Source organism: Streptomyces spororaveus, from assembly GCF_016755875.1.
Taxonomy (GTDB): Bacteria; Actinomycetota; Actinomycetes; order Streptomycetales; family Streptomycetaceae; genus Streptomyces; species Streptomyces spororaveus.
This window is the reverse complement of the sequence record NZ_BNED01000005.1, coordinates 8,024,269-8,044,442: the sequence shown is the minus strand read 5'-3', so window position 1 is coordinate 8,044,442 and position 20,174 is coordinate 8,024,269. Positions and strand designations below refer to the sequence as shown.

Below are 20,174 nucleotides of genomic sequence, written 5' to 3'. Positions count from 1 at the left end.
GGGACGCCGTTCTGGAGGCATCATGAAGCACCTTCGCACCGTCGAGGACGTGATGACCCATGCCGTCATCTCCGTCGACCGCAGAACACCGTTCAAGGACGTCGTTGAGGCCATGCGGCAGTGGCGGATCAGCGCCCTGCCCGTCCTGTCGGAGGAAGGACGGGTCGCCGGCGTGGTGTCCGAAGCGGATCTGCTGCTCAAGGCCCAGGGTGCGGACGAGTCGCGTGCGGTCACCGCCGGGCAGCTGATGACCGTACCGGCGGTCACCGTGACCAAGGACGCCACCATCCCCGGCGCCGCCCGCCTGATGGCCCGCGGCCACCTCAAGCGGCTCCCCGTCGTCGACGGCGACGGCCGCCTGATCGGCGTCGTCAGCCGGGGCGACCTCCTCAAGATCTATCTCCGCCCCGACGCCGACATCGCCGAGGAGCTGCGCGAACTGATCATGGCCAAGCTCATCCCCGCCGGATCCGCCATGGTGCAGGTCCACGTGGCCGACGGCATCGTGCACCTGGACGGCTCCCTTCCCGACCCGGCCCTGAAGGACGTGCTGGTGCGTGTCGCACGCACCGTACCGGGCGTCGTAGACGTCACGGCCGTGCGCCTCGACACCGAAGTCCGCACGTGAAGGAGACCGACGATGAGGCACCGCAGCGTCGCCGACCTGATGACCCCGACAGCCGTCAGCGTCCAGCGGGGCACCCTGTTCAAGGAAATCGCCAGGCTGCTCAAAGAGTTCGACATCTCCGCCGTGCCCGTGGTGGACGAGGACGACCGTCCCGTGGGCGTCGTCTCCGAAGCCGACCTGCTCCGCAAGCGCAGCTCCGGCAGCGGCACGAACACGGCCGCCGATCTCATGACAAGCCCCGCCGTCACCGCCCAGACCGAATGGAGCGTCGTCCGCGCGGCGCGAGTCATGCGGGGGCGGCAGGTCAAGAGGCTGCCCGTGGTGGACGCCGCCGGCCGACTGATCGGCATCCTGAGCCGTAGCGACCTGCTTCAGCTCTTCCTGCGCAGGGACCACGCGATCCAGGAGGAAATCCTCGAAGACGTGGTGACCCACACCCTCGGGCTCAGCCCGTCGTCGTTGACCGTCGAGGTCACCGACGGGCTGGTGACCCTCAGCGGCACCGTAAGCCGGCGCAGCCTGGTCCCCATCGTGCTGCGCCTGTGCCAGAGCGTCGACGGCGTCGTCGACGTGGTCAACCGGCTCGACTACACGCAGGACGACGTGTCGGTCGGCGCCCGAACGCCCACCGCGCGGTAGGAGAAGAGCATGAAGCATCGGGAAGTCCGCGAGCTGATGACCCGCGAGGTCGTCACCGTCCCCAGCAACGCTCCGTTCAAGGAGATCGCCCGCACCCTGACGGAGCACAAGGTGTCAGCCGTTCCGGTCGTCGACTCTGCCGGCCGACCGCTCGGCGTGATCTCGGAACGTGACCTGCTGCCGAAATCCGCCGGCCAAAGCGACTACTTCCGGTCACTTCCCGAACGGGAGGCCTGGCAGGAGGACAAGGCCGCGGGTACGCGCGCCGAGGAGCTGATGTCCTCGCCCCCCGTGTGTGCCCGGCCGGACTGGACCGTCGCCGAAGCCGCCAGGTTGATGGAAGCACAAGGAGTCAAGCGGCTCCTGGTCGTGGACGACTCGGACGTACTGATCGGAATCGTCAGCCGTCGGGACCTGCTGCGGATCTTCCTCCGGGCGGACGAGGACATCCGTCACGAGATCATGGGTGACGTCCTCGAACTCGGCGTACGTCAGAGCCCCTCGGCCATCACCGTGGCCGTCACCGACGGCCGGGTCGAACTGCACGGAACCGTCGACTTCAGGAGCCTCATCCCGCTCATCGAGCGCCTCTGCCGGACCGTCGACGGCGTCGTCTCCGTAACCCAGCATCTCGGATACGCCATCGACGACACGAACTCAGTCTGAAGAAACCGCCGTGCGGCCTCGGCACGTGCGACGACCAACTCCCCGACCCATGCGGGACCCTGCCGGGAGAAGCCATCATGAACGATCGAATCGTCGCCGGTCTCGACGGATCCACGGAAAGCCTCGCGGCCGCCCGCTGGGCGGCGCGAGAGGGCCTTCTGCGCGGCCTGCCACTCCACCTCGTCCACGCCGAGGAATGGTCATCTCCCCGCGACCTCCCGATGCCGACCAGCGATGTGCGCCGTCACTGGGCCCAGGCGCTGCTGAACGAGACCGCCGACGAACTGCGCGCCAGCCACCCCGGACTGGAGGTCGGCATCCGATCGATCGACGGCAGACCGGCCGCCGAGCTCGCCAGCGTCGCAGTCGGCGCGAACATGATCGTCCTGGGCTCTCGGGGACTGGGCACCGTCACGGGCTTCGTCCTCGGTTCCGTCGGCATGGCGGTCATCCAGGCGACTGTACGGCCCGTGGTCATGGTGCGGGCGAGCGAGGACGCGGTGCCACACCCCGACGGCCGGCACACGGCCCGTGAGCTGTTGGCGGGCGTTGACATCAGCCGACCGTGTGATGCCCTGCTCGCCTTCGCCTTCGAGGAGGCGGCGCGGCGGGCATGCGCCCTCCACGTCTTGCACAGCTGGTCGCTGCCTCCCCTGGTGGGGTATGGCGCGGCGTACGATCCGAGAGTCCACGCCCAGCTCGAAATGAGCGCGGAGGCCTCTCTGCACGATGTCCTGGCGCCTTGGCGGGACAAGTACCCGGATGTCGGCGTCATCTCTCGCGCGAGCCTCGGACACGCCGCCACGGAACTCATCAGGATGGGCGCCGAGGCGGGTCTCATCGTCGTGGGCCGCCGCATCCGGCGGAGCTCGATCGGCGCGCACATCGGACCGGTCACCCATGCGGTTCTCCACCACGCCAAGGCGCCCGTCGCCGTCATCGCGCACGAATAGCGACGCCCCCATGCATGGTGGTGCGGCTCACCGCTCCGCGCAGATCGTCTCGACGAAATGACCCACTTGCTCCTCGGACAGGTGCCTGGCGAGATCGGCCTCACTGATCATGCCGACAAGACGGTGGTCGGCGATCACCGGGACACGCCGGATCCGGTGATCCTGCATCGTCTGCAGCACCTGGCTCGTGTCAGCCTCCGCGTCGACCGTGATCGGCTTACCCTGCGCCAATTGTCCGGCTGTCATATGGTGTGGGTCCTTGCCCTTGGCCAGACACTTCAGCACGATGTCACGGTCAGTGATGATGCCGTGCAAACGGTCGTCGGGCCCGCAGATCGGCAGTGCGCCGACGTCCAGTTCGCTCATCCGCCGGGCCGCGTCCATGAGCGTCTCGGTCTCCTGTACGCAGGTGGCACCGCTGTGCATGATGTCCCGCGCGGTGGTCATGGCTGCCTCCTCACATGCGTATCCGTACCCGTCTCCAGTCTGGGCTCGGGCCCAGCGCCCCGCTCGTCGACGCGAGATCATGGGGACATGCTTCTCTGCGGCATGGACGGGAGCACAAGGCCTTCCGGGCTCTCGCCTGATGCCAGGCCGACCGGCAGACCTCCTGACGTGACCCGGCCCTGGTTGATCAGGCCCCAGACCTCTTGCCACCGCACCGGGGGCGGGCCGGTCGGCCCCCCGGGGGGCCGACCGGCCCCTCAACAGGAGGCCGTCGGGCAGTCAGTCTGGAGTGAGCGGGAAGACTCCGATCCGCGAAGAGGGAGATGGAGACCATGGCGAACCGAGTGACCGTCGGCCTCGACGGGTCCCCGGAAAGTACGGCGGCTGCCCGCTGGGCAGCCCATGAGGCCGAGCTTCGCGGTGCCTCCCTGGACCTGGTCCACGCCGAGGAATGGCTGGAGAATCCTCCCCTTCCCGTCACGACCACCGAGGAACGTCGGAGGTGGGCCGAGGCCGTCCTCCGCGACACCGCCGATGAGACGCACCGCGCACATCCGTCGCTGAAGGTCGACACCCGCCGAGTGGGCGGGCTGCCTTCCCTGGCCCTCGCCCGCGCCGCCGAGGACTCTGACATGCTCGTACTCGGCTCGCGCGCGCTCGGCAGCATCGCGGGGTTCCTCGTCGGGTCCACCGGCGCTTCCACCGTCATCGAGGCCGTGCGCCCCGTCGTGCTGGTCCGGTCCGTGGACCGCGCGGGCAATCCGCCGGACGGTACCCGCGACCGAGGGCCCATCGTGGTCGGCGTGGACATCCACCAGCCCTGTGACAAGTTGCTCGCCTTCGCCTTCGAGGAGGCGTCCCACCGCCGCTGCCCGCTCGTGGTCATCCACGGCTGGTCGCCACCGCCCATCCTCAGCTACGCACCGGCGCTCGACCCCGGGGTCCAGCAGGAAATGGCCCACGGCATCACCACCACACTGGACGAGATGATCAGCCCCTGGCACGAGAAGTACCCTTCGCTGCAGGTCGACTCCCGGGCCACCATCGGACAGCCGGCGATTCAGATCCTCGACGCGGCCTCCACCGCCGCCCTCGTCGTCGTCGGCCGCCGAATCCGCCACTCCGCCTTCGGCGCTCACATCGGCCCCATCACACACGCCGTGATGCACCACGCGGTCGCACCGGTCGCCGTCATCGCCCACGAGTGAAGCCCACATCACAGGCAGGTAAGTCTCATGAACGCATCGTTTCCGGACGCGGCAGCGATTGTTCCGCTCATCGAGGACGCTGCCATGGCTCCTTCCATGCACAATGCCCAGCCTTGGAAGTTCCTCTACCGACCGGCCTCCGGGCTCATCGAGCTTTACGGCGACCCGGGCCGTGCCATGCCCCATGCCGACCCGGACCACCGCGCCCTCCATATGGGCTGCGCCGCCGCTCTGTTCAACCTACGGGTGTCCGCAGCCTCGGCAGGCTGGGGCGCTGATGTACGGCTGCTGCCCGACCCGGACGATCCGTGGCTGCTGGCCGCTGCCAGCCTCCGGGACCCGGGGCCCACGGACAGCGATCTCGGAACCCTCCACCCAGCCGTCCGGCGACGTCATTCCAGCCGATTTCCTTTCGCGGAAGAGGAGGTCACTCCGGCACTGTTGGACGGACTGCGAGCCGCCGCTCTTCTCGAAGGATGTCGCCTGGCCGTACCGGACGCCTGGCACACCGACACCGTGCTGGGTCTGGTACACGACTCCGAGCATCGCGAGGAGATGGATCCCTCCCTGACGGCAGAGACGATGGCGTGGACACATTCCGGCACACCGGACGAGCAGACCCGTCCCGACGGGATTCCTGTGAACGCCTTCGGTCCGAAGCACTCGGGTCGGGGTGGAGTCGTGCGCGACTTCGGTCGCTCCCGGCCCGTTCCCGGGCGCGGGTGGGCTACCTTCGAACAGAGGCCGCACATCGTGCTGCTGGGCACTTCGGGTGACGGGCCCGAGGACTGGCTACGAGCAGGCCAGGCCCTGCAGCGGGTTCTCCTTCAAGCCACCGCCGACGGGCTGGTCACGTCCATGACCTCGCAGCCGCTCGAATGGCCCGCGCTCCGCTGGACGGTGCGCGATCCGGGCTCGGCGATGACCCACGTCCAGATGGTGATCCGGCTCGGATACGGGCCGCAGGGTCCGGCAACGCCCCGGCGCCCGGCAGCCGAAGTGCTGGACATCCGATGAGATCGGACATCGAGCTGCCGCCAGGACCTTTGTTGCCGTGTTGCCGTGAGCACGCCGCTGCACGCGGCGTCGCCACTCGCCTCAGTCCGGTTCCATGTAGGGGCGGCGGAAGACCGGGGCCTGGCCGGAGCCGTACGGGCGCACGGCCCCCATCGCCTGGATGACCGCGGCCTCCAGAAGGCCGCCGGTGTCGATGGGGACGGCCTCCTCCCACGTCGGCTCCGCGGCTGCCATGGCCGTGGCCACCTCAGGGGTGGCGTCGGACGCCCCCGGGGCGCGGGTGGTCAGGCGTGCGGCCGACACGTCGCCCGGAGCCTGGCAGTGCAGGGCCACCAGGTCGGCGCTGGTGCGTTCGGCCATGCGCAGGGCGGCTTCACGCTGTCCGGCATCGGACCAGGTGGCGTCGAGGACGACGGACTCGCCCCGGGACAGGAGGGCGGACGCCCGGTCGAGCAGCGCCGCGTACGTCCTCGCGGTCCATTCGGGCGTGTACAGCCCTTCGCCGTAGCCCGCGGCCGCGGATTCCTCCGCCGGCATGCCTGCCAGCTCCTTGCGCAGGCGGTCGCTGCTGAGCAGCGTGACACCGAGGCGATCGGCCAGTGCGCCGGAGAGCGTGGACTTCCCGCTGCCCGGGAGACCGCCGACGAGGGTCAGGCTGACAGCGGAGGTGCGCAGGTGGCGCAGCGTCGTGGTGACCAGTCGCCGCGCTGCCGTCTCCGCGCCGCGAGCGCCTTGGGCTGCCTGGATCAGGGACACCTTGGCGCGGACGAACGCGCGGTAGGCGACGTAGTGGTGCCACAGGGACGGCGGTGCGGGGTCGCCGGAATACTCGCCGTACTGGGCGAGGAAGAACGCCGCGGCCTCCGGGGCACCCGTCTGCTCCAGGTCCATGGCGAGGAACGCCGCGTCGTCGAGACCGTCGACGGAGCGAAGGCGGTCGTCGAACTCCAGGCAGTCCAGGACGCGGGGGCCGTCGTCGAGACAGAAGATGTCCTGGGCGAGCAGGTCACCGTGGCCGTCGACCACCCGCCCCTGCTCGATACGCGCGTCGAACAGCTTCTCGCGGCCGGCGAGGTAGCGCCGCACCAAGCGCTCGATCTCCTCCACCCCTTCGAGCAGCTGGACGTCGTCGGTCAGTTCCCTGACCTGCGTGAAGCTCGCTTCCCAGCGTGCGGACAGCGCGTCCCGCCTGCCTTGCTCGTCGATGTCCGGGCCGCGGGGCGCGTCCGCGTGACGGGAGGCGAGGAGACGTGCAACGGTCCTCAGCGCGTCGTCGACATCGGCGCCTTGGCTCACGAGCAGGGACAGGCGGCGTTCCGCCGGCATGCGGCGCATCACCACGAGCGGTTCGGGCGTGTCCGCGTCCGGGCAGCGGAATTCTCCCAGCCCCAGGTAGACGTCGGGGGCGAAGCGGCGGTTGAGAGCGACTTCCTGTTCGCACGCGGTCCGCCGGGCGGCCGTGGTCGTGTAGTCGAGGAACCCCAGGTCGACCGGCTTCTTGATCTTGTATGCGCGGTCACCGACGAAGAACAGCACGGCCGTGTGCGTCTCGCACACCTCTGCCCGCGGGAGTAGTGGAACGTCGAGGCCGGCGCCGCTCCGGAGCGCGGACGCGTCGGCCCGGTGCGCCGAGCCCATCGACTCCTCGGGGTGACCCGGCTCAGTCATGGGGAATGACGGCGACGGGGCAGCGTGCGTGATGGATTGCGGCAGTGGCCACTGCACCCAATGGGGGAGCCAGGGCGGGGCGGTGCCTGCGTCGGCCGACAACCAGTAGTCCGGCACCCTCTGCGGTTCGGACCACGACCTTGGTAGGGCTTTCAAGACCGATACCGGGAGTTACCTCCACGCTCGGGAACTTCTCGCGCCAGGGGCGGAGAGCGTCATTCAGGAGCTTCTGCGCATCCTGCCTGATCTTCTCGGTCACGTCGTGGTCCATGCCCCAGGGAGCGTGAGCGTGGAGGGGCATGCTTCGGCCGTGGACGGCTTGCAGGGGAACACCCCGTGCCGCGGCGGCGGCGAAGGAGAATGCGAGCAGTTCGTCGCACGGACCGTGCAGTTTCAGCGCCACCACTACGCCGCCCGAGGCGCCTGGAGCGGACGATGTCCCCGCTTCGCGCGTCCCGGCGCGTACCAGGACCACCGGCCGCTCGGCCCGTGCCACGACGGGCATGCTGATGTCGCCCAGGAAATAGCTCTCGACGGGCTCCATCCCCCGCGAGCCGAGCACCGTCATATCGGACTCCGCTGCCGCCTTCAGCAGCGCCTCCTGGGCATCTTCGGCGACCAGGTTGCCGACGATGGAAAGGCCCGGGTGGCGCGCCTGGAGCTCGGCCTTCGCGTTGTGCACGATCCGCTTCGCCCAGTAGTTCTGATCCATCTCGGCGGGAACATGGGTCGGTTCCGGCGCCAGGAGGGGCCACGCGTGCAGCAACCGCAGCGTGAGCTTGCGGCGGGCGGCTTCGTCAGCGGCCCAACGGGCGGCGGCAAGGCTCTCGGGTGAACCGTCGAGGCCCACGGTGACGACTGGCTCCATGCCGACTGCTCCGTCTGGTAGATGACTGGAATGACGGTGAGGTATCCGTCCGGCCTGCCCGGAGCCCTGTCGTCTCCGCGCTCGCGCCGGTAGCCGTGCAGCGACCGTAGGCGGTACTCGCCGAAGCAACTGCGCCAACGCGCCGAGCACACGGTCGCATGTCACCCGAGCAGCAGCTGGGCGGGATCAGTGGATGCGCTCGATGTCCAGTTCCAGGAAGTGGGCCGAACACGAGATGCACGGGTCGTGGTTGCGGACGGCCCGCTCGCACAGCCGGGTGAGCTCGGCCTCGGAGCCCTCACCCCGATCGAGCCCGGCTTGGACCAGCCGGCGCAGGTCCTCCTCGATGGCGCCCTGGTTCTGGGCGGTCGGCGGAACGATGCATGCGTCGGTGACACGGCCCCCGCCGTCGAACGTGTAGCGGTGGTAGAGCAGGCCGCGTGGCGCCTCCGTGGCACCGTGCCCGGTGCCGGCCCGGGCCGGCACCTCTGCGTACGGGCGGGCGGGACGCTCGTACTCCGCGATGATCCGGAGGGCCTCTTCCACCGCGTACAGGACCTCCACCGCCCGGACGAGGATACTGCGGTACGGGTTCCTGCAGACCTCTCCTCCCCGCCCTGCACCTGCGTGCGACGGCGGGTCACCGAGCCCGGCCTCCCGTGCCGCTTGCAGGGCCAGCGGGGACAGCAGGCGGCCGCTGACCGCCCAGCGGGCGAGGGAGCCGGTGAGATGTCTTCGGCCGTCCAGCCGGGAGTGGAGGGCCGTGGAGTGGGCGACCTGCTCCTCGGCCACGTGGTCGGTGAAGTCCCGCAGGGGGAAGCTGTACGGCGGGGACGTCGCGCTGTACGGGAGCACGGTGGGGACGCCGGACTCGATGGCGTAGGTGCCGGTCTCGGCGAGGGCGAGCAGGTCGGCGTCGCACTCGGCGTCCGGGAATTCGAAGCCGGCGACCCAGCGCACGGTGTCCCAGGCGTCGTCGAGGGCGGTGCGCAGCCGTTCTTCCAGGGGGCGGAGTTCGGCGCGGGTCGGGGCTCGGTGGAAACCTCCGAGCCGGACGTTGACGGGGTGGATGGCCCGGCCCCCGAGCAGTTCGACCACGGCGTTGCCGGCTTGCTTCAAACGAAGTCCGCGCCGGACGTGCTCCAGATGCAAGCGGGACAGACCGATCACGTCGTCTTCGCCGAGGAAGTCCGGTGCGTGCAGCATGTGAATGTGCAGCGTCTGGCTCTCGATCCATTCACCGCAGTACAGCAGGCGGCGCAGGGCGGCCAGTTGTCCGTCGACGACAACGCCGCACGCGTCCTCGATGGCACGGCAGGCACTCATCTGGTAGGCGACGGGACAGATCCCGCAGATGCGGGAGGTGAGATCGGGTGGCTCTGTGTGCGCCCTGCCCCGGAGGAAGGCTTCGAAGAACCGCGGCGGCTCGTAGATCTTGAGCCGCGCCTCGATGACGGTGCCGTCGTGGATCCTCAGGTGCAGCGCGGTCTCACCCTCGACACGGGCGAGTGAAGGGATGCGCAGCTCCTGGGACCGGGGCGTGGAATCGCTCATCCGAGACCTTCCCCGTCGGTCGTACCGGGCAGCTCTTGCTCCTCCACGGCGGTGAAGGCGGTCACGTTGAAGGTGTGCAGGTACCTGCCGACGTCCTCCTCGCTCATCCCGTCCCGCTGCATGAGCGGGACCAGCGCGGGAAGGTTCGTGGTTCCGGCCGGCCCGAAGCAGCCGTAGCAGCCGCGCCCGTAGGTCGGACACAGGGCTCCGCAGCCCGCGTGGGTGACGGGGCCGAGGCAGGGCGTGCCGTGAGCGACGGTGACACACACGTTGCCGCGCCGCTTGCAGGAGAAGCAGACGCTGTGGTTGGGGATGGCGGGCTTGCGCCCGGCGAGGAAGGCGGTGATGACCTCGACGAGCTGACCGCGGTCGATGGGACAGCCGCGCAGTTCGAAGTCGACGGGTACGTGGGCGGAGATCGGCGTGGAGGTCGCGAGGGTCTCGATGTACTCGGGGCGGGCGTAGACGGTCGCCAGGTACCCGTCGACATCGGCGTAGTTCCGCAGTGCCTGCACGCCGCCGGCCGTGGCGCAGGCGCCGATGGTCACGAGGTGGCGGGCATCGGCGCGGATGCGCCGGATGCGCTCCACGTGCTCAGGTGTGCTGACCGACCCTTCGACGAGGACGAGGTCGTACGGGCCGGGCGCGGGCTCGCTGGACGCTTCCAGGAAGTGGGCGATCTCCAGTTCGGCGGCGATGCCGAGCAGTTCGTCCTCGCAGTCGAGGAGGGTGAGCTGGCAGCCGTCGCAGGAGGCGAACTTGAACACGCCGAGGCGTGGGCGGGCAGGAGGCTGGGGTGGGACGGGGGTGCTCATCTCATAGTTCCCGGATGGTGAGCAGGGGCTCGGCCTGGTCGTAGCCGACGACCGGTCCGTCGCGGCAGAGAAGGAGGGGCCCGAGCTGGCAGTGTCCGCAGTGGCCGGTGGCGCAGCGCATGGTGCGTTCGAGGGAGACCTGGATGCGGTCGGGACGTACTCCTTGGTGGGTCAGTGCCCGGGCGGTCGCGCGCATCATCACCTCGGGACCGCAGACGAAGGCGACCGTGTCCGATGGTGTGAAGCGGGCCTCGCGGAGCAGCGTGGTGACGACTCCGACCCGGCCGGTCCAGCCGTTGGAGGGCCGGTCGACCGTGACGGCGCCGAACGGCTCCTGCCAGGCGGGGAGCTCGTCTCCGTAGAGCAGATCGGCGGGGGTCCGGGCACCCGCGAGGACGTTCAGCCGCCCGAACGCGTGGGGCTCGGCCATGACGGTGTCGACGAGGGGACGCAGCGGGGCGAGCCCGATGCCGCCTGCGATGACGAGCAGGTCGTTGCCGTGAGCGGCAGCCGTGTCCCAGGCGGTACCGAAGGGGCCGCGCACGCCGACCCACCCGCCGGTCCGCAGGCCGCACAGTGCGCGGGAGACGGCCCCCACGGCGCGAATGGTGTGCGTCAGCCGGTGCCCGTCTCCGAGCCGGGACACGGACACCGGAATCTCACCGACACCGAATGCGTAGAGCATCGCGAACTGGCCGGGTACGAAGGGGTCCAAGGCGTCCCCGCCAGGCTCCAGCACGAGAGTGACCGTGTCGTGCGTCTCGTCGCGGCGGTCCACCACGCGATAGGAAAGCGGTGCTGGTGTCATGGTGCTGCTCCGCTCCCCTGCGGTCCCGGCGGTCCGTAGAGGTCGAGCAACCGGGTGCGGGTGGCTCGCAGCCGGTCGCCGATGGTCTCGGCGACGGCGGTGACCAGTGACAGGCCCAGCGCCGTGTCCTCGGCGCACAGGTCAAGGACGGCGGCGGCATCGAATTCCCAGGCGTGGACGGGGTCCCGCGTCTCGGCCGCGAGGTGCCACTGCCGGGGCGGGCACAGCCATGACCAGCCGAGCAGGCTGCCCGCACCGATGGTCTCGACGACCTGTCTCCCCCGACCGGGCATGTGGATGTCGAGCGCGACCGTGCCCGAGCGGATGATCCAGAAGCGGTCGGCTTTCTCCCCTTCTTCGAAGATCCGCGTGCCGCCCGGAAGGGCGACTTCCCGGGCGAGGGCCATCAGCCTCCCACGGTGTTCAGTCGCCAGAGCCGCGAGCACACCCTCGCCGGGAGCCCCACCGGGATGCGGGGTCACGGCGTGTTCTCCCGCTGCGTGGCCTCCTGGTGCAGGGCGTGGGCTTCCTCGGTGAGGTCGATGCCCGTGGGACACCACACGATGCACCGGCCGCATCCGACACAGCCGGAGCTGTCGAACTGGTCGTGCCAGGTGCCCAGCTTGTGGGTGAGCCACTGACGGTATCGGCTGCGCGGGGTGGACCGGACCGGACCGCCGTGGAGGAGCGAGAAGTCCAGGTCGTAGCAGGAGTCCCAGAGTCGCCAGCGCTCGGCGTGATCGCCGGTCAGGTCGGTGACGTCCTCCGTGGTGGTGCAGAAGCAGGTGGGGCAGACCATGGTGCAGTTGCCGCAGCTGAGGCACCGGGCGGTGACGTCGTCCCAGCGCTCCGCTTCCAGGTTGTCCCGCATCAGCGTGCGCAGGTCCACCGGCGGCATGGAGCGGCCCATGCGTTCGGCGGCGGCGCTCACGGCCTGGGTCGCAGCCGCTCGGGTGGAGCCATCGGGGCTCCGCCCCGGCAGTTCCGCGAGGACCGCGGCTCCCTCCTCGCTCCCGCTCCGGCACAGGAAGCGGTGGCCGGCATCGTCCACGACCTCGGTGAGGGCGAGGTCGTACCCGGCGTCGGCGGCCGGCCCGCTCCCCATCGAGACGCAGAAGCAGGTGGCACCCGGCTCGGTGCACTCGGCCGCGATCAGGAAGGCGCCCGTGCGCCGGGAGAGGTAGGTGGGATCCCGGTACCTGCCTCCGCTCATCACCCGGTCCAGGATCTGAATGGCACGCAGATCGCAGGGCCGCACACCGAGGAACGCGTACGAAATGCTCTCCTGCTCCTCCTCCCGGACGACCGCAGAACCGTCCGGGCCGCGGTCCGCGGACCACTGACGGACGCGCTCCGGATGGAGGAACGACTTCCACGACTGGGGTCCCGCGCTGTGCGCGAAGGCCGCCCCGTCCTCGCGGCGGCGGAGCCGGTACCGCCCCGCCTCCAGTTCGACCCCCCACCCGTAGGGGAGCGCGTCCGCGGAGTCCAGCTCGGCGAGGACGATCGCGCCGTCGCGCACGGTCGGGCCGATCACCGTGCGGCCGCGCCGCTTCAGGACACGCACGAGCGCGTCCAGACCGTCGCGGTCGAGAACCGCCTCGTCCTGGTGGTCGGGGACGGCTCCGGCGTCCGCAGCGTCGGTCATGGTGCACCTCTCGGTCTCCACGTGCCTGGATCCGGCAGCATGTCAGACCTGCGGGCTCCTGGGTTCGAACCCGGTCCGGCGAGTCCCCTCGCCGCATCGAGGCGGACGTCCGCCTCGATGCGCAGGGCCAGAAACGGCAGGGCGGCCGCCACCGCGGGTGTGAGCCCCGCGCCCAGCGAGCGGTCCGCGCCCTCGACCGCGTACACGATGAGACGGCCGGGGCCGCGCCCGACGCGGTCGGCGAGGCACACGGCCTCGGCGAGCCCCAGCCCGTGGGTGCTCTGCCTGCCTGCGGCAGCCGGGTGCAGCATCTCACCGGGGGCCACACGCCACCGGTGTGTCCGCCCGGGCTGCGCCGCAGGTGGGAAGCAGGCGTCGACGACGAGCGTGAGGGCCTTGCCTTCCCAGATGCTGATCAACCGGCCGGGGTCTCCGTCGCACAGTGCGAGCTCAGTGCCGGACGGGAGAGGTCGCTGCGCTTTCCGTGCGCGCAACAAGGCGATGGTGGCCCACCCAAGGCCGTCATCGCGCCGGAACTCGTTTCCGATCCCGATGACCGCAGCACCGGCGAGCGGCTTCACAGGTACCCACTTCCTCTTCGGGCGTCTCCAGTCAGAGCCTGCCCTGCTCGCGGAACGAGGTCCTGTGCCACGGGGCAAACGGCGTATGGCGCGGTACCGATTGCGGGACGCCGCACCAAGGCGCTGAGGCCGATCATGGGACTGACAGCCGTGGAAGGCGACCGTTCGCCACTGGCCTTCCGATCAGCCGGGCACCGGATCGTGGAAAGCGGTTGGGCTGGGTTGTACGTTGGCCCCAGTGTTCCGCACGAACCACTCGACACTCGCGCTGTTCGTCGACGCCCGGGGATGGTTCGCGCCTGGGGATAGTCGTCGATGTCATGCGATACGTGCGGCAGCGCGAACAGCAGAGCCAGCCCGACCGCACCGAGGATCACCGTTGGCCAGTGCACCTGGGGTGCCTACCGGAAGAACGAGCAGCTGCGGGAAGAACTCCGAGGCCGTGGTGGAGAAGCCGGTCAGGCGGGGCACCTGGTCCACGATCATGATCAGGGCAACACCTGCCAGATAGCCGGCCAGCACGGGGGCCGGGACAGCAGATCCGCGAGGAAGCCCAGCCGCAACGCCCAGGCCGCCAGGCACAGCACACCCACCACGACGGCGAGCTCCGCTGAGAGGACCGCGTACCGGCCAGGGTCCCCGGCGGCCAGTGGACCGACCGCGACGGCGGTCATCAGCGCCGTGGTCGACTCCGGGCCGATGGAGAGCAGACGGGAGCTGCCGGACCATGCGTACAAGACCGTGGCCGGAACTACGGCCCACAGCCCGGCGACGGGCGGCAGACCCGCAAGGCCTGCGTACGCAATGACCTGGGGCACGAGGTACGCGGCGACCGTGACACCTGCGAGCGCGTCCCCTCGCAGCCAGCCACGCCGGTAGCCGGTAAGAAAGGGCGGCTTCCAGACGCACTCCCGTGGCGGCACGACCCCTCCTCCGTCGACAACGACAGGCTTGCGCACGAACGACGCCTTCCAGGCAACGCGGTGTCGACGCCGCGGCGTCGGATGGGCGGACGGACGAGGTCGTCCACGCCGGAGACTCACGGCAGGGCGCGATCACCCGTGCCCGCCTGCCGTCCGTGGTCGCGCGCGAACGCGTCGAGAGCCTGCCTGGGCGGGCCCTGGGTGTGCAGGAAGCGCTCGTCCAGGATGCCCGCGAGGTCTTCCAGGGCGGAACGCAACACCGTGGCGGCGAGCCGGACATCCCGGTGCCCGGCCTCCGAAGCCTCATCGGCGATGTCGAGGGCGTAGCCGATCTGGAGGGCCAGGGAGGTCCGGTCGTCGCCGTCGTGGAAGTAGTAGGACTCCGCGTACTGGAGGAAGTCGACCGCTGCCACGGACAGTGCTGTGGCCAGGCCGTCCAGCATGGCCGCCCCGGCCGGGGAGTCGATTTGTTCCTTCGAGGGGTGGGTACGGGAGAGGTGGGAGAGCCGCAACGCAAGAGCCCTGCGGCGGGCCAGAGCCGGATAGATGCCGAGGATCCAGGAGACCGTCGCGGTCAGCAAGGCGAACCCGACCAGCGCCTCCAGGGGTGCGAGGAGGCGCAGCCAGCCCTCGGCAGGTGCGACGTCGCCGAGACCGAGCGTGGACAGCGTGACCAGCGAGACGTACGTCGCGTCCAGCAGGCCCGCATGGTCGTCGGGCTGCAACCCGCCCGCGTACACGAACGCGTCGGGCATGTGAGGCCAGTAGATCAGTGCCCACCCCGCCGCCACGGTGAGGGCCCACAGGGCGACGACAGACACCATGGCAAGCGGACCCGCCAGGCCGGCCGCCGTACGACGGGTGCCCAGGGCGAAGGACAGCCGCCACAGTGTGGTCATGACCAGCCGGCTCAGCCCGCCGTGACGCGTCGGGTGCCACAGCGTGTGGAACACGTCCCGGAGGATCAGCAGTACCAGGGCGGCGCCCGTGGCCGTCACCAGCCAATCCATCCGGAACCCCTTTTCCGCTGCGTTTCGCCCAGGTTCGCGCACCTCCGTGGTCGCTGATCGCAGCCCACGCCGTCCCCCGGTGTCAGAAGCGGGGCCGGACCTCACCGGCGGCCGGAATCGGCCGAGGTTCCGGCCACAGGCGGAACCCGGTGACGAGTTCGGACCGGATCCGCAGGATGCGGGGCATCGCCTCGTTCCTCCACGGATCGAGCAGCGCCGCGAGCCGTTCGGCTTCGTCGCGGTTCACGACGAGCTCGGCGTAGCCGACCACCACGACGCTCCAGCCGAGATGCGTGTCGGGGTCGATGGCGTCGGCTTCGTAGGCGAGGACGATGCCGGGCTCGCCCGGCGTCGCCACCAGCGCCGCGTGTGAAGCGCCTCCGTCGAGTTGCACGAGCACGTCCTCCCCGTGGACGATGTGGCTCATCGGCCGGATGACTGGCAGCGCTTGGTGGGTGAAGACGATGCGGCCGAGCGAGACGGTACCCAGGAGCCGCAACGCTTCGGAGCGGTCCAGCTGCTCCGTGGACCGCGCGGGGTCCGGGGCAGGGCGGTGGTCCGGTCTCCTGGCGGTTTCGTGATCCATCACGCGGCCCTCCGCTCCGGCCCTGTCTTGTCGGCCTCGGCTTCACTCAGCGTCTTTTCCGTCTCGCACGCCGTGCCAGGGCCGAATGGTCCCCTGTCCTGCGGAATCGGGGGCCGGTCGGCCCATCCCCGGCACCTGCAGTGCCGCTCAGACTTGAATCGGAGTCGGCCGGAGGCTGCCATGAGGACCACTCCCCCTACGGGGGTGGCCGAGCGGACTGGATCGTCCGAACGGGCATCGTCGCCCTGGGCACGGCAGTGGTAGCTATCCCTGGCGGCCGGTGTCGGCCACCCGAACCGCCAGCAGTGAGGAGTCCGTCATGCCCGCGTCCCGGTACACCGTCAGCGACGTCATGACCCATACGGCTGTGGCCATCGGCCGCGAGGCTTCCTACAAGGAGATCGTCGAGCTGATGGACCAGTGGAAAGTCAGTGCTGTTCCCGTCCTGGAGGGCGAGGGGCGCGTCGTCGGAGTGGTCTCCGAGGCGGACCTGCTGCCGAAGGAGGAGTTCCGGCGGGACGACCCCGTGCTTCCTGATCAGCTGGAAGAGGCTTCCAAGGCAGGGGGTGTGCTGGCCGAGGAACTGATGTCGAGCCCAGCCGTGACTGTGCACCCCGACGCCACACTCGCCGAGGCTGCCCGGATCATGGCGCGAAAGCACGTGAAACGCCTCCCCGTGGTGAACGGTGTGGGGATGCTGGAGGGAGTCGTCAGCCGGAGCGACCTGCTCAAGGTGTTTCTGCGACCGGACGAGGAGATCGGCGAGGAGATCCGCGACTCGGTTCTCGCCGGGCTCGCTCCTCCCGTACATCTGCAGGCGTCGGTGAAGGAGGGCGTCGTCACCTTGCGCGGATCGCTCCGTGATCGCGCACTGGTGCCGCTGATGGCCCGTGCGGTCCGTGCCGTGGAAGGCGTGGTGGACGTGCGGATGGAACTGGAAGGGCAGCCCACCGGGGCCTCCTGAGGCCTCTTACCGCCCCGGAACCCGGGGGCGCCGCCCAGGTGCGTCCGCCTGATCCCCTGAGACAATTCGTATGAAACATACAATGCGGATCGATCACAGGGGCGTACATGTCCGACGTACCGGCAGCCTCCTACGAGGGAACCGTCCGGGTCTTCCTCTTGGACGACCACGAGGTCGTACGCCGCGGCCTGTACGACCTGCTGGACGCGGAGCCGGACATCGAGGTCGTCGGCGAGGCCGCCACCGCCGAGCAGGCGCTGGCCCGCGGACCGGCGCTGCGCCCGGACGTCGCCGTACTCGACGTCCGGCTGCCCGACGGCGACGGGATCACCGTGTGCCGCGAGCTGCGCTCGCGCATGCCGGAACTCGCCTGCTTGATGCTGACCTCGTTCGATGACGAGGACGCGCTGCTCGACGCGATCATGGCTGGTGCGGCCGGCTACGTCCTCAAGCAGATCAAGGGGTCCGACCTCGTCTCGGCCGTACGGACGGTGGCGACCGGGCAGTCGATGCTGGACCCGGCGACGACCGCCCGCCTCATGCACTCCCTGCGGGACCCGGAGGCCGTCAAGGCTCCGGATGACGATCGGCTGGCCGCTCTCTCCGAGCGGGAGCGTTCCGTACTCGAACTGATCGGCGAGGGCCTCACCAACGCGCAGATCGCCAAGCGGCTGTACCTGTCCGAGAAGACGGTCAAGAACCACATCTCAAGGCTGCTGGGCAAGCTGGGGGTGGAGCGCCGGGTGCAGGCCGCTGTCATCGCCACGCAGGTCCATGAACACGAGCCGGAGCGCGGCAAGGGCCGGAGCTGAGTGACTACGGGGCGTGCTCACCTGGAGGGTGGGCAGTGGCCTCCACCGCCCAGTGGGACCCGCCATTCCAGCTTTGTGCCCTGCCCGGTCGGCCCGCGCGCCGAAACGGAGAGTTCACCACCCAGGCGTTCGGCCCGTTCACTGAGATTACGCAGCCCGCTGCGACGACCTCCCTCCGCCATTCCCACTCCGTCGTCGATGACCAGTACGGTCAGTACGCCCTCGACGGCTGCGATGGACACTTCCGCTTGGCTTGCCCTCGCGTGCCGGGCGACGTTGGTGAGCGCCTCCCCGACCACGGCGAGTGCCTCGTCCGCGGTCTCGGCGGGTACGTCGGTGTCGATCAGGCCCTCCATCCGCAGGGCCGGGGCGAAACCGAGTACCTGGGCGGCCTCCTCAATGGCCTGAACGGCACGGAGCCGCAGCTTCGGCGGCACTCCGGATACTTCGTGTTCACGGAGCCCGAAGATCGTCGACCGAATGATCTTGATGGTGGCATCCAGGTCGTCGATCGCCCGGGCGAGTCGTTCCGAAGCCTCGGGATGCTCGACGAAGGGTTGCGCGCTCTGCAGGGTCATACCTGCGGCGAAGAGGCGCTGGATGGCGAGATCGTGCAGGTCACGGGCAATGCGGTCGTGATCCTCCAGCATGCTCATCTGCTCGGCGTCCCGGCGCCGGTCGGCGAGCTCCAGGGCCACGGCGGCCTGGCCGGCGAAGCCGGGCAGGGCTGCGATCTCGGCGCGGGCGAACGCCGGGCGGCCGCGCCTGCGGGCCAGGATGAGGACGCCGCTCAGCTTCTCCTTGGTGCCGAACGTGACGGCGACGGCGGGGCCGAAACCCTTCCACCGTTCCGGCTGCACGGTGACCCGGTCGTCGGCCCCGACGTCGGCCACGGTGATCAGTCCGTCCTCCTCGCCGAGGGCAGCGGCGGCCATGGTGCCTTCGCTGCTGGGCAGCACGATGCCGCGATGTGCCTCGGCGCCCTCCCCCAGGGCCAGCGAGCCGCGCAGCTCCCCGCTCTGGCCCACGAGGTAGAACACACCGATGTCGGCGCCCGTGATGTCGCGGGCTCGCTCCAGCATCCCCTCCAGCACCTCCGTCTCGGCCGAGCCGGAGAGCAGAGCACTGGTGAAGTCGGAGCTGGCGGCCAGCCAGCGCTCCCGGAGGCGTACCTCTTCGAAGAGGCGGGCGTTCTCGATGGCGATGCCGGCCGCCACCGCCAGCGTGGACAGGACCGCCTCGTCCTCCTCGTCGAAGTCGATACCACCCCGCTTCTCGGTCATGTAGAGGTTGCCGAAGACGTCCTCGCGGACCCGAATGGGGACACCGAGGAAGGAGTGCATCGGGGGGTGGTGGGGAGGGAAGCCGTAGGAGGCGGGGTGATCGGACAGTTCGGAGAGCCGGAGCGTCTCGGGGTGCCGGATGAGCTGCCCGAGGATGCCGTGGCCGGAGGGCAGGTCTCCGATCTCGGCTCGGAGCTCGTCGCTGATGCCGACGGGAAGGAACTGGGCGAGCTTCTGGTCGTCACCGATGACACCCAGAGCTCCGTACTCCGCGTCCACCAGGACGACAGCCGCTTCGACGATGCCCCTCAGAACCTGTGGCAGATCGAGCTCCCGACCGACGGACATCACAGCCTCGAGGAGCCCGTTCAGCCGGTCCCGGGTGCCGCGCACCTCGTCGATACGGACCTGGAGCTCCTCGAGCAGTTCGTCCAGCCGGAGCCGCGGAAGCCCAGGACGCACGGGACCCAGCTCGTCCCCGCCCATGCGTACCTCCAGCGGCGCCCCGGGGGAGTTCGGCCTGCCTCTTCACCGTATCCCTGCCCCCACCTTCCCGCTCAGGCTGAAGGCATCATCCGGAGTCGTCCGCGCCGAGATGCCGAATGTGTGCGTCCGGTCCCGGGAAGAAGAGGGTGGTCCTGCCGGTGTCCGACCAGCGGACGTCGTAGGGCGGAGTGCCGTCGTCGTGGTGCAGACCGACGACTTCGCCGTCGCGACCCGCTTTGCCCACCGTCGGCCCGCCCACCACAATCTCGTCACCGACGCGAGCGTGGGGTCCGTGCTCGGACGTGCGCGTCTCCATAACCATCATCTCCTTCGGAATGCGTGCCGTGCGAGTTGGGCCGCCGCGAAGCCACTGGTGAGGGCGGCTGACGCCAGGGCAACGCCCGGCCCTCCCAGTGGTTCGGTCTCCAGAACCGACTGGAGCGGCGGAAGGTCGAAGCGCTGCCGCCCTGGGCCAGCACCCTCGCCGGCCAGGGCGTCGCCGGGGCGGTCTCATTGCGGCCGTGCTCGGCCAGTCGGCGTTCCGCCTCGATGTCGGTGAGCCCGCCAGGCGCGCGTACCGGTACCTCTGCGGTGGCCGGGGTCATGGCCA

Annotated in this window: 21 protein-coding genes and 2 pseudogenes; 8 read left to right on the top strand and 15 right to left on the bottom strand. The window is 69.9% G+C overall.

Annotated features, from left to right (window positions below; translation table 11 throughout):
- Window positions 1-22 precede the first annotated feature (22 nt).
- The 4 genes from Sspor_RS38750 (at window position 23) to Sspor_RS38735 (ending at window position 2,886) form a co-directional block, all read left to right on the top strand.
- A complete protein-coding gene (locus Sspor_RS38750) occupies window positions 23-628 on the top strand; it encodes a CBS domain-containing protein (RefSeq protein ID WP_202203301.1) in 606 nt (201 codons plus the stop codon).
- A gap of 12 nt (window positions 629-640) precedes the next feature.
- A complete protein-coding gene (locus Sspor_RS38745; protein WP_202203300.1) occupies window positions 641-1,267 on the top strand; it encodes a CBS domain-containing protein in 627 nt (208 codons plus the stop codon).
- A gap of 9 nt (window positions 1,268-1,276) precedes the next feature.
- Window positions 1,277-1,933 carry a CBS domain-containing protein gene (locus tag Sspor_RS38740; protein WP_030648547.1) on the top strand — a complete coding sequence of 219 codons (657 nt, stop codon included), beginning with the start codon at window positions 1,277-1,279 and terminating at the stop codon, window positions 1,931-1,933.
- Window positions 1,934-2,010: 77 nt separating this feature from the next.
- Window positions 2,011-2,886, top strand: coding sequence for a universal stress protein (locus Sspor_RS38735; RefSeq protein WP_202203299.1), 876 nt, complete (start codon window positions 2,011-2,013; stop codon window positions 2,884-2,886).
- 27 nt (window positions 2,887-2,913) lie between these two features.
- Here the strand turns inward: Sspor_RS38735 and Sspor_RS38730 are convergent, their stop codons facing one another.
- Window positions 2,914-3,333, bottom strand: a complete 420-nt coding sequence (locus tag Sspor_RS38730; protein ID WP_202203298.1) for a CBS domain-containing protein — start codon at window positions 3,331-3,333, stop codon at window positions 2,914-2,916.
- A 332-nt stretch (window positions 3,334-3,665) separates the two neighbouring features.
- On the opposite strand from Sspor_RS38730, the gene Sspor_RS38725 reads away from it, so the two are divergent.
- Both Sspor_RS38725 and Sspor_RS38720 read left to right on the top strand, forming a co-directional pair.
- Window positions 3,666-4,541 (top strand): universal stress protein, encoded by an 876-nt coding sequence (locus Sspor_RS38725; protein ID WP_308445568.1) that lies wholly within the window; start codon window positions 3,666-3,668, stop codon window positions 4,539-4,541.
- A gap of 27 nt (window positions 4,542-4,568) precedes the next feature.
- Window positions 4,569-5,558 carry an Acg family FMN-binding oxidoreductase gene (locus Sspor_RS38720; RefSeq protein ID WP_202203296.1) on the top strand — a complete coding sequence of 330 codons (990 nt, stop codon included), beginning with the start codon at window positions 4,569-4,571 and terminating at the stop codon, window positions 5,556-5,558.
- Between the two features lie 81 nt (window positions 5,559-5,639).
- Here the strand turns inward: Sspor_RS38720 and Sspor_RS38715 are convergent, their stop codons facing one another.
- From Sspor_RS38715 to Sspor_RS38665, 11 genes and pseudogenes are all read right to left on the bottom strand, one after another.
- Window positions 5,640-7,115 carry a bifunctional aminoglycoside phosphotransferase/ATP-binding protein gene (locus Sspor_RS38715; RefSeq protein ID WP_202204115.1) on the bottom strand — a complete coding sequence of 492 codons (1,476 nt, stop codon included), beginning with the start codon at window positions 7,113-7,115 and terminating at the stop codon, window positions 5,640-5,642.
- 103 nt (window positions 7,116-7,218) lie between these two features.
- Window positions 7,219-8,094: a universal stress protein gene (locus Sspor_RS38710; protein WP_202203295.1), complete on the bottom strand. Its 876-nt coding sequence runs from the start codon at window positions 8,092-8,094 to the stop codon at window positions 7,219-7,221.
- A 186-nt stretch (window positions 8,095-8,280) separates the two neighbouring features.
- The gene (locus Sspor_RS38705; RefSeq protein WP_202203294.1) at window positions 8,281-9,648 is read right to left on the bottom strand and encodes a Ni/Fe hydrogenase subunit alpha; all 1,368 of its coding nucleotides are present in this window, start codon (window positions 9,646-9,648) and stop codon (window positions 8,281-8,283) included.
- Window positions 9,645-10,463: an NADH-quinone oxidoreductase subunit B family protein gene (locus tag Sspor_RS38700; protein ID WP_202203293.1), complete on the bottom strand. Its 819-nt coding sequence runs from the start codon at window positions 10,461-10,463 to the stop codon at window positions 9,645-9,647. Before Sspor_RS38700 ends, Sspor_RS38705 begins: the two co-directional genes overlap by 4 nt.
- Window position 10,464: 1 nt before the next feature.
- Window positions 10,465-11,271 carry an FAD/NAD(P)-binding protein gene (locus Sspor_RS38695; protein ID WP_202203292.1) on the bottom strand — a complete coding sequence of 269 codons (807 nt, stop codon included), beginning with the start codon at window positions 11,269-11,271 and terminating at the stop codon, window positions 10,465-10,467.
- Window positions 11,268-11,678, bottom strand: coding sequence for a cyclic nucleotide-binding domain-containing protein (locus Sspor_RS38690; protein ID WP_237404225.1), 411 nt, complete (start codon window positions 11,676-11,678; stop codon window positions 11,268-11,270). The genes Sspor_RS38695 and Sspor_RS38690 overlap by 4 nt, the downstream gene beginning before the upstream one ends.
- Before the next feature lie 71 nt (window positions 11,679-11,749).
- The gene (locus tag Sspor_RS38685) at window positions 11,750-12,919 is read right to left on the bottom strand and encodes a 4Fe-4S dicluster domain-containing protein (RefSeq protein ID WP_202203290.1); all 1,170 of its coding nucleotides are present in this window, start codon (window positions 12,917-12,919) and stop codon (window positions 11,750-11,752) included.
- On the bottom strand, window positions 12,916-13,500 hold the full coding sequence (locus tag Sspor_RS38680) for a hydrogenase maturation protease (RefSeq protein WP_202203289.1): 585 nt from the start codon (window positions 13,498-13,500) through the stop codon (window positions 12,916-12,918). The genes Sspor_RS38685 and Sspor_RS38680 overlap by 4 nt, the downstream gene beginning before the upstream one ends.
- Window positions 13,501-13,832: 332 nt before the next feature.
- Window positions 13,833-14,423, bottom strand: a pseudogene (locus Sspor_RS38675) (SulP family inorganic anion transporter); the annotation flags it as partial.
- A 116-nt stretch (window positions 14,424-14,539) separates the two neighbouring features.
- Complete coding sequence (locus Sspor_RS38670) at window positions 14,540-15,433, bottom strand: potassium channel family protein (RefSeq protein WP_202203288.1); 894 nt, start codon at window positions 15,431-15,433, stop codon at window positions 14,540-14,542.
- 82 nt (window positions 15,434-15,515) lie between these two features.
- On the bottom strand, window positions 15,516-16,019 hold the full coding sequence (locus tag Sspor_RS38665) for a pyridoxamine 5'-phosphate oxidase family protein (protein ID WP_202203287.1): 504 nt from the start codon (window positions 16,017-16,019) through the stop codon (window positions 15,516-15,518).
- A gap of 352 nt (window positions 16,020-16,371) precedes the next feature.
- On the opposite strand from Sspor_RS38665, the gene Sspor_RS38660 reads away from it, so the two are divergent.
- Window positions 16,372-16,983, top strand: a complete 612-nt coding sequence (locus Sspor_RS38660) for a CBS domain-containing protein (protein WP_237404449.1) — start codon at window positions 16,372-16,374, stop codon at window positions 16,981-16,983.
- Window positions 16,984-17,090: 107 nt separating this feature from the next.
- Complete coding sequence (locus Sspor_RS38655) at window positions 17,091-17,795, top strand: response regulator (protein WP_053613052.1); 705 nt, start codon at window positions 17,091-17,093, stop codon at window positions 17,793-17,795.
- Window positions 17,796-17,812: 17 nt separating this feature from the next.
- Here Sspor_RS38655 and Sspor_RS38650 read toward each other — a convergent pair whose 3' ends face one another.
- The 3 genes and pseudogenes from Sspor_RS38650 to Sspor_RS41670 all read right to left on the bottom strand — a co-directional run bounded on the left by Sspor_RS38650 (window position 17,813) and on the right by Sspor_RS41670 (window position 20,169).
- Window positions 17,813-19,564, bottom strand: coding sequence for a sensor histidine kinase (locus Sspor_RS38650; RefSeq protein ID WP_202203285.1), 1,752 nt, complete (start codon window positions 19,562-19,564; stop codon window positions 17,813-17,815).
- Between the two features lie 106 nt (window positions 19,565-19,670).
- Window positions 19,671-19,880, bottom strand: a pseudogene (locus tag Sspor_RS38645) (DUF1918 domain-containing protein); the annotation flags it as partial.
- On the bottom strand, window positions 19,834-20,169 hold the full coding sequence (locus Sspor_RS41670; protein ID WP_373318919.1) for a cation-transporting P-type ATPase: 336 nt from the start codon (window positions 20,167-20,169) through the stop codon (window positions 19,834-19,836). The gene Sspor_RS41670 and the pseudogene Sspor_RS38645, both read right to left, overlap by 47 nt.
- Window positions 20,170-20,174: the final 5 nt, after the last annotated feature.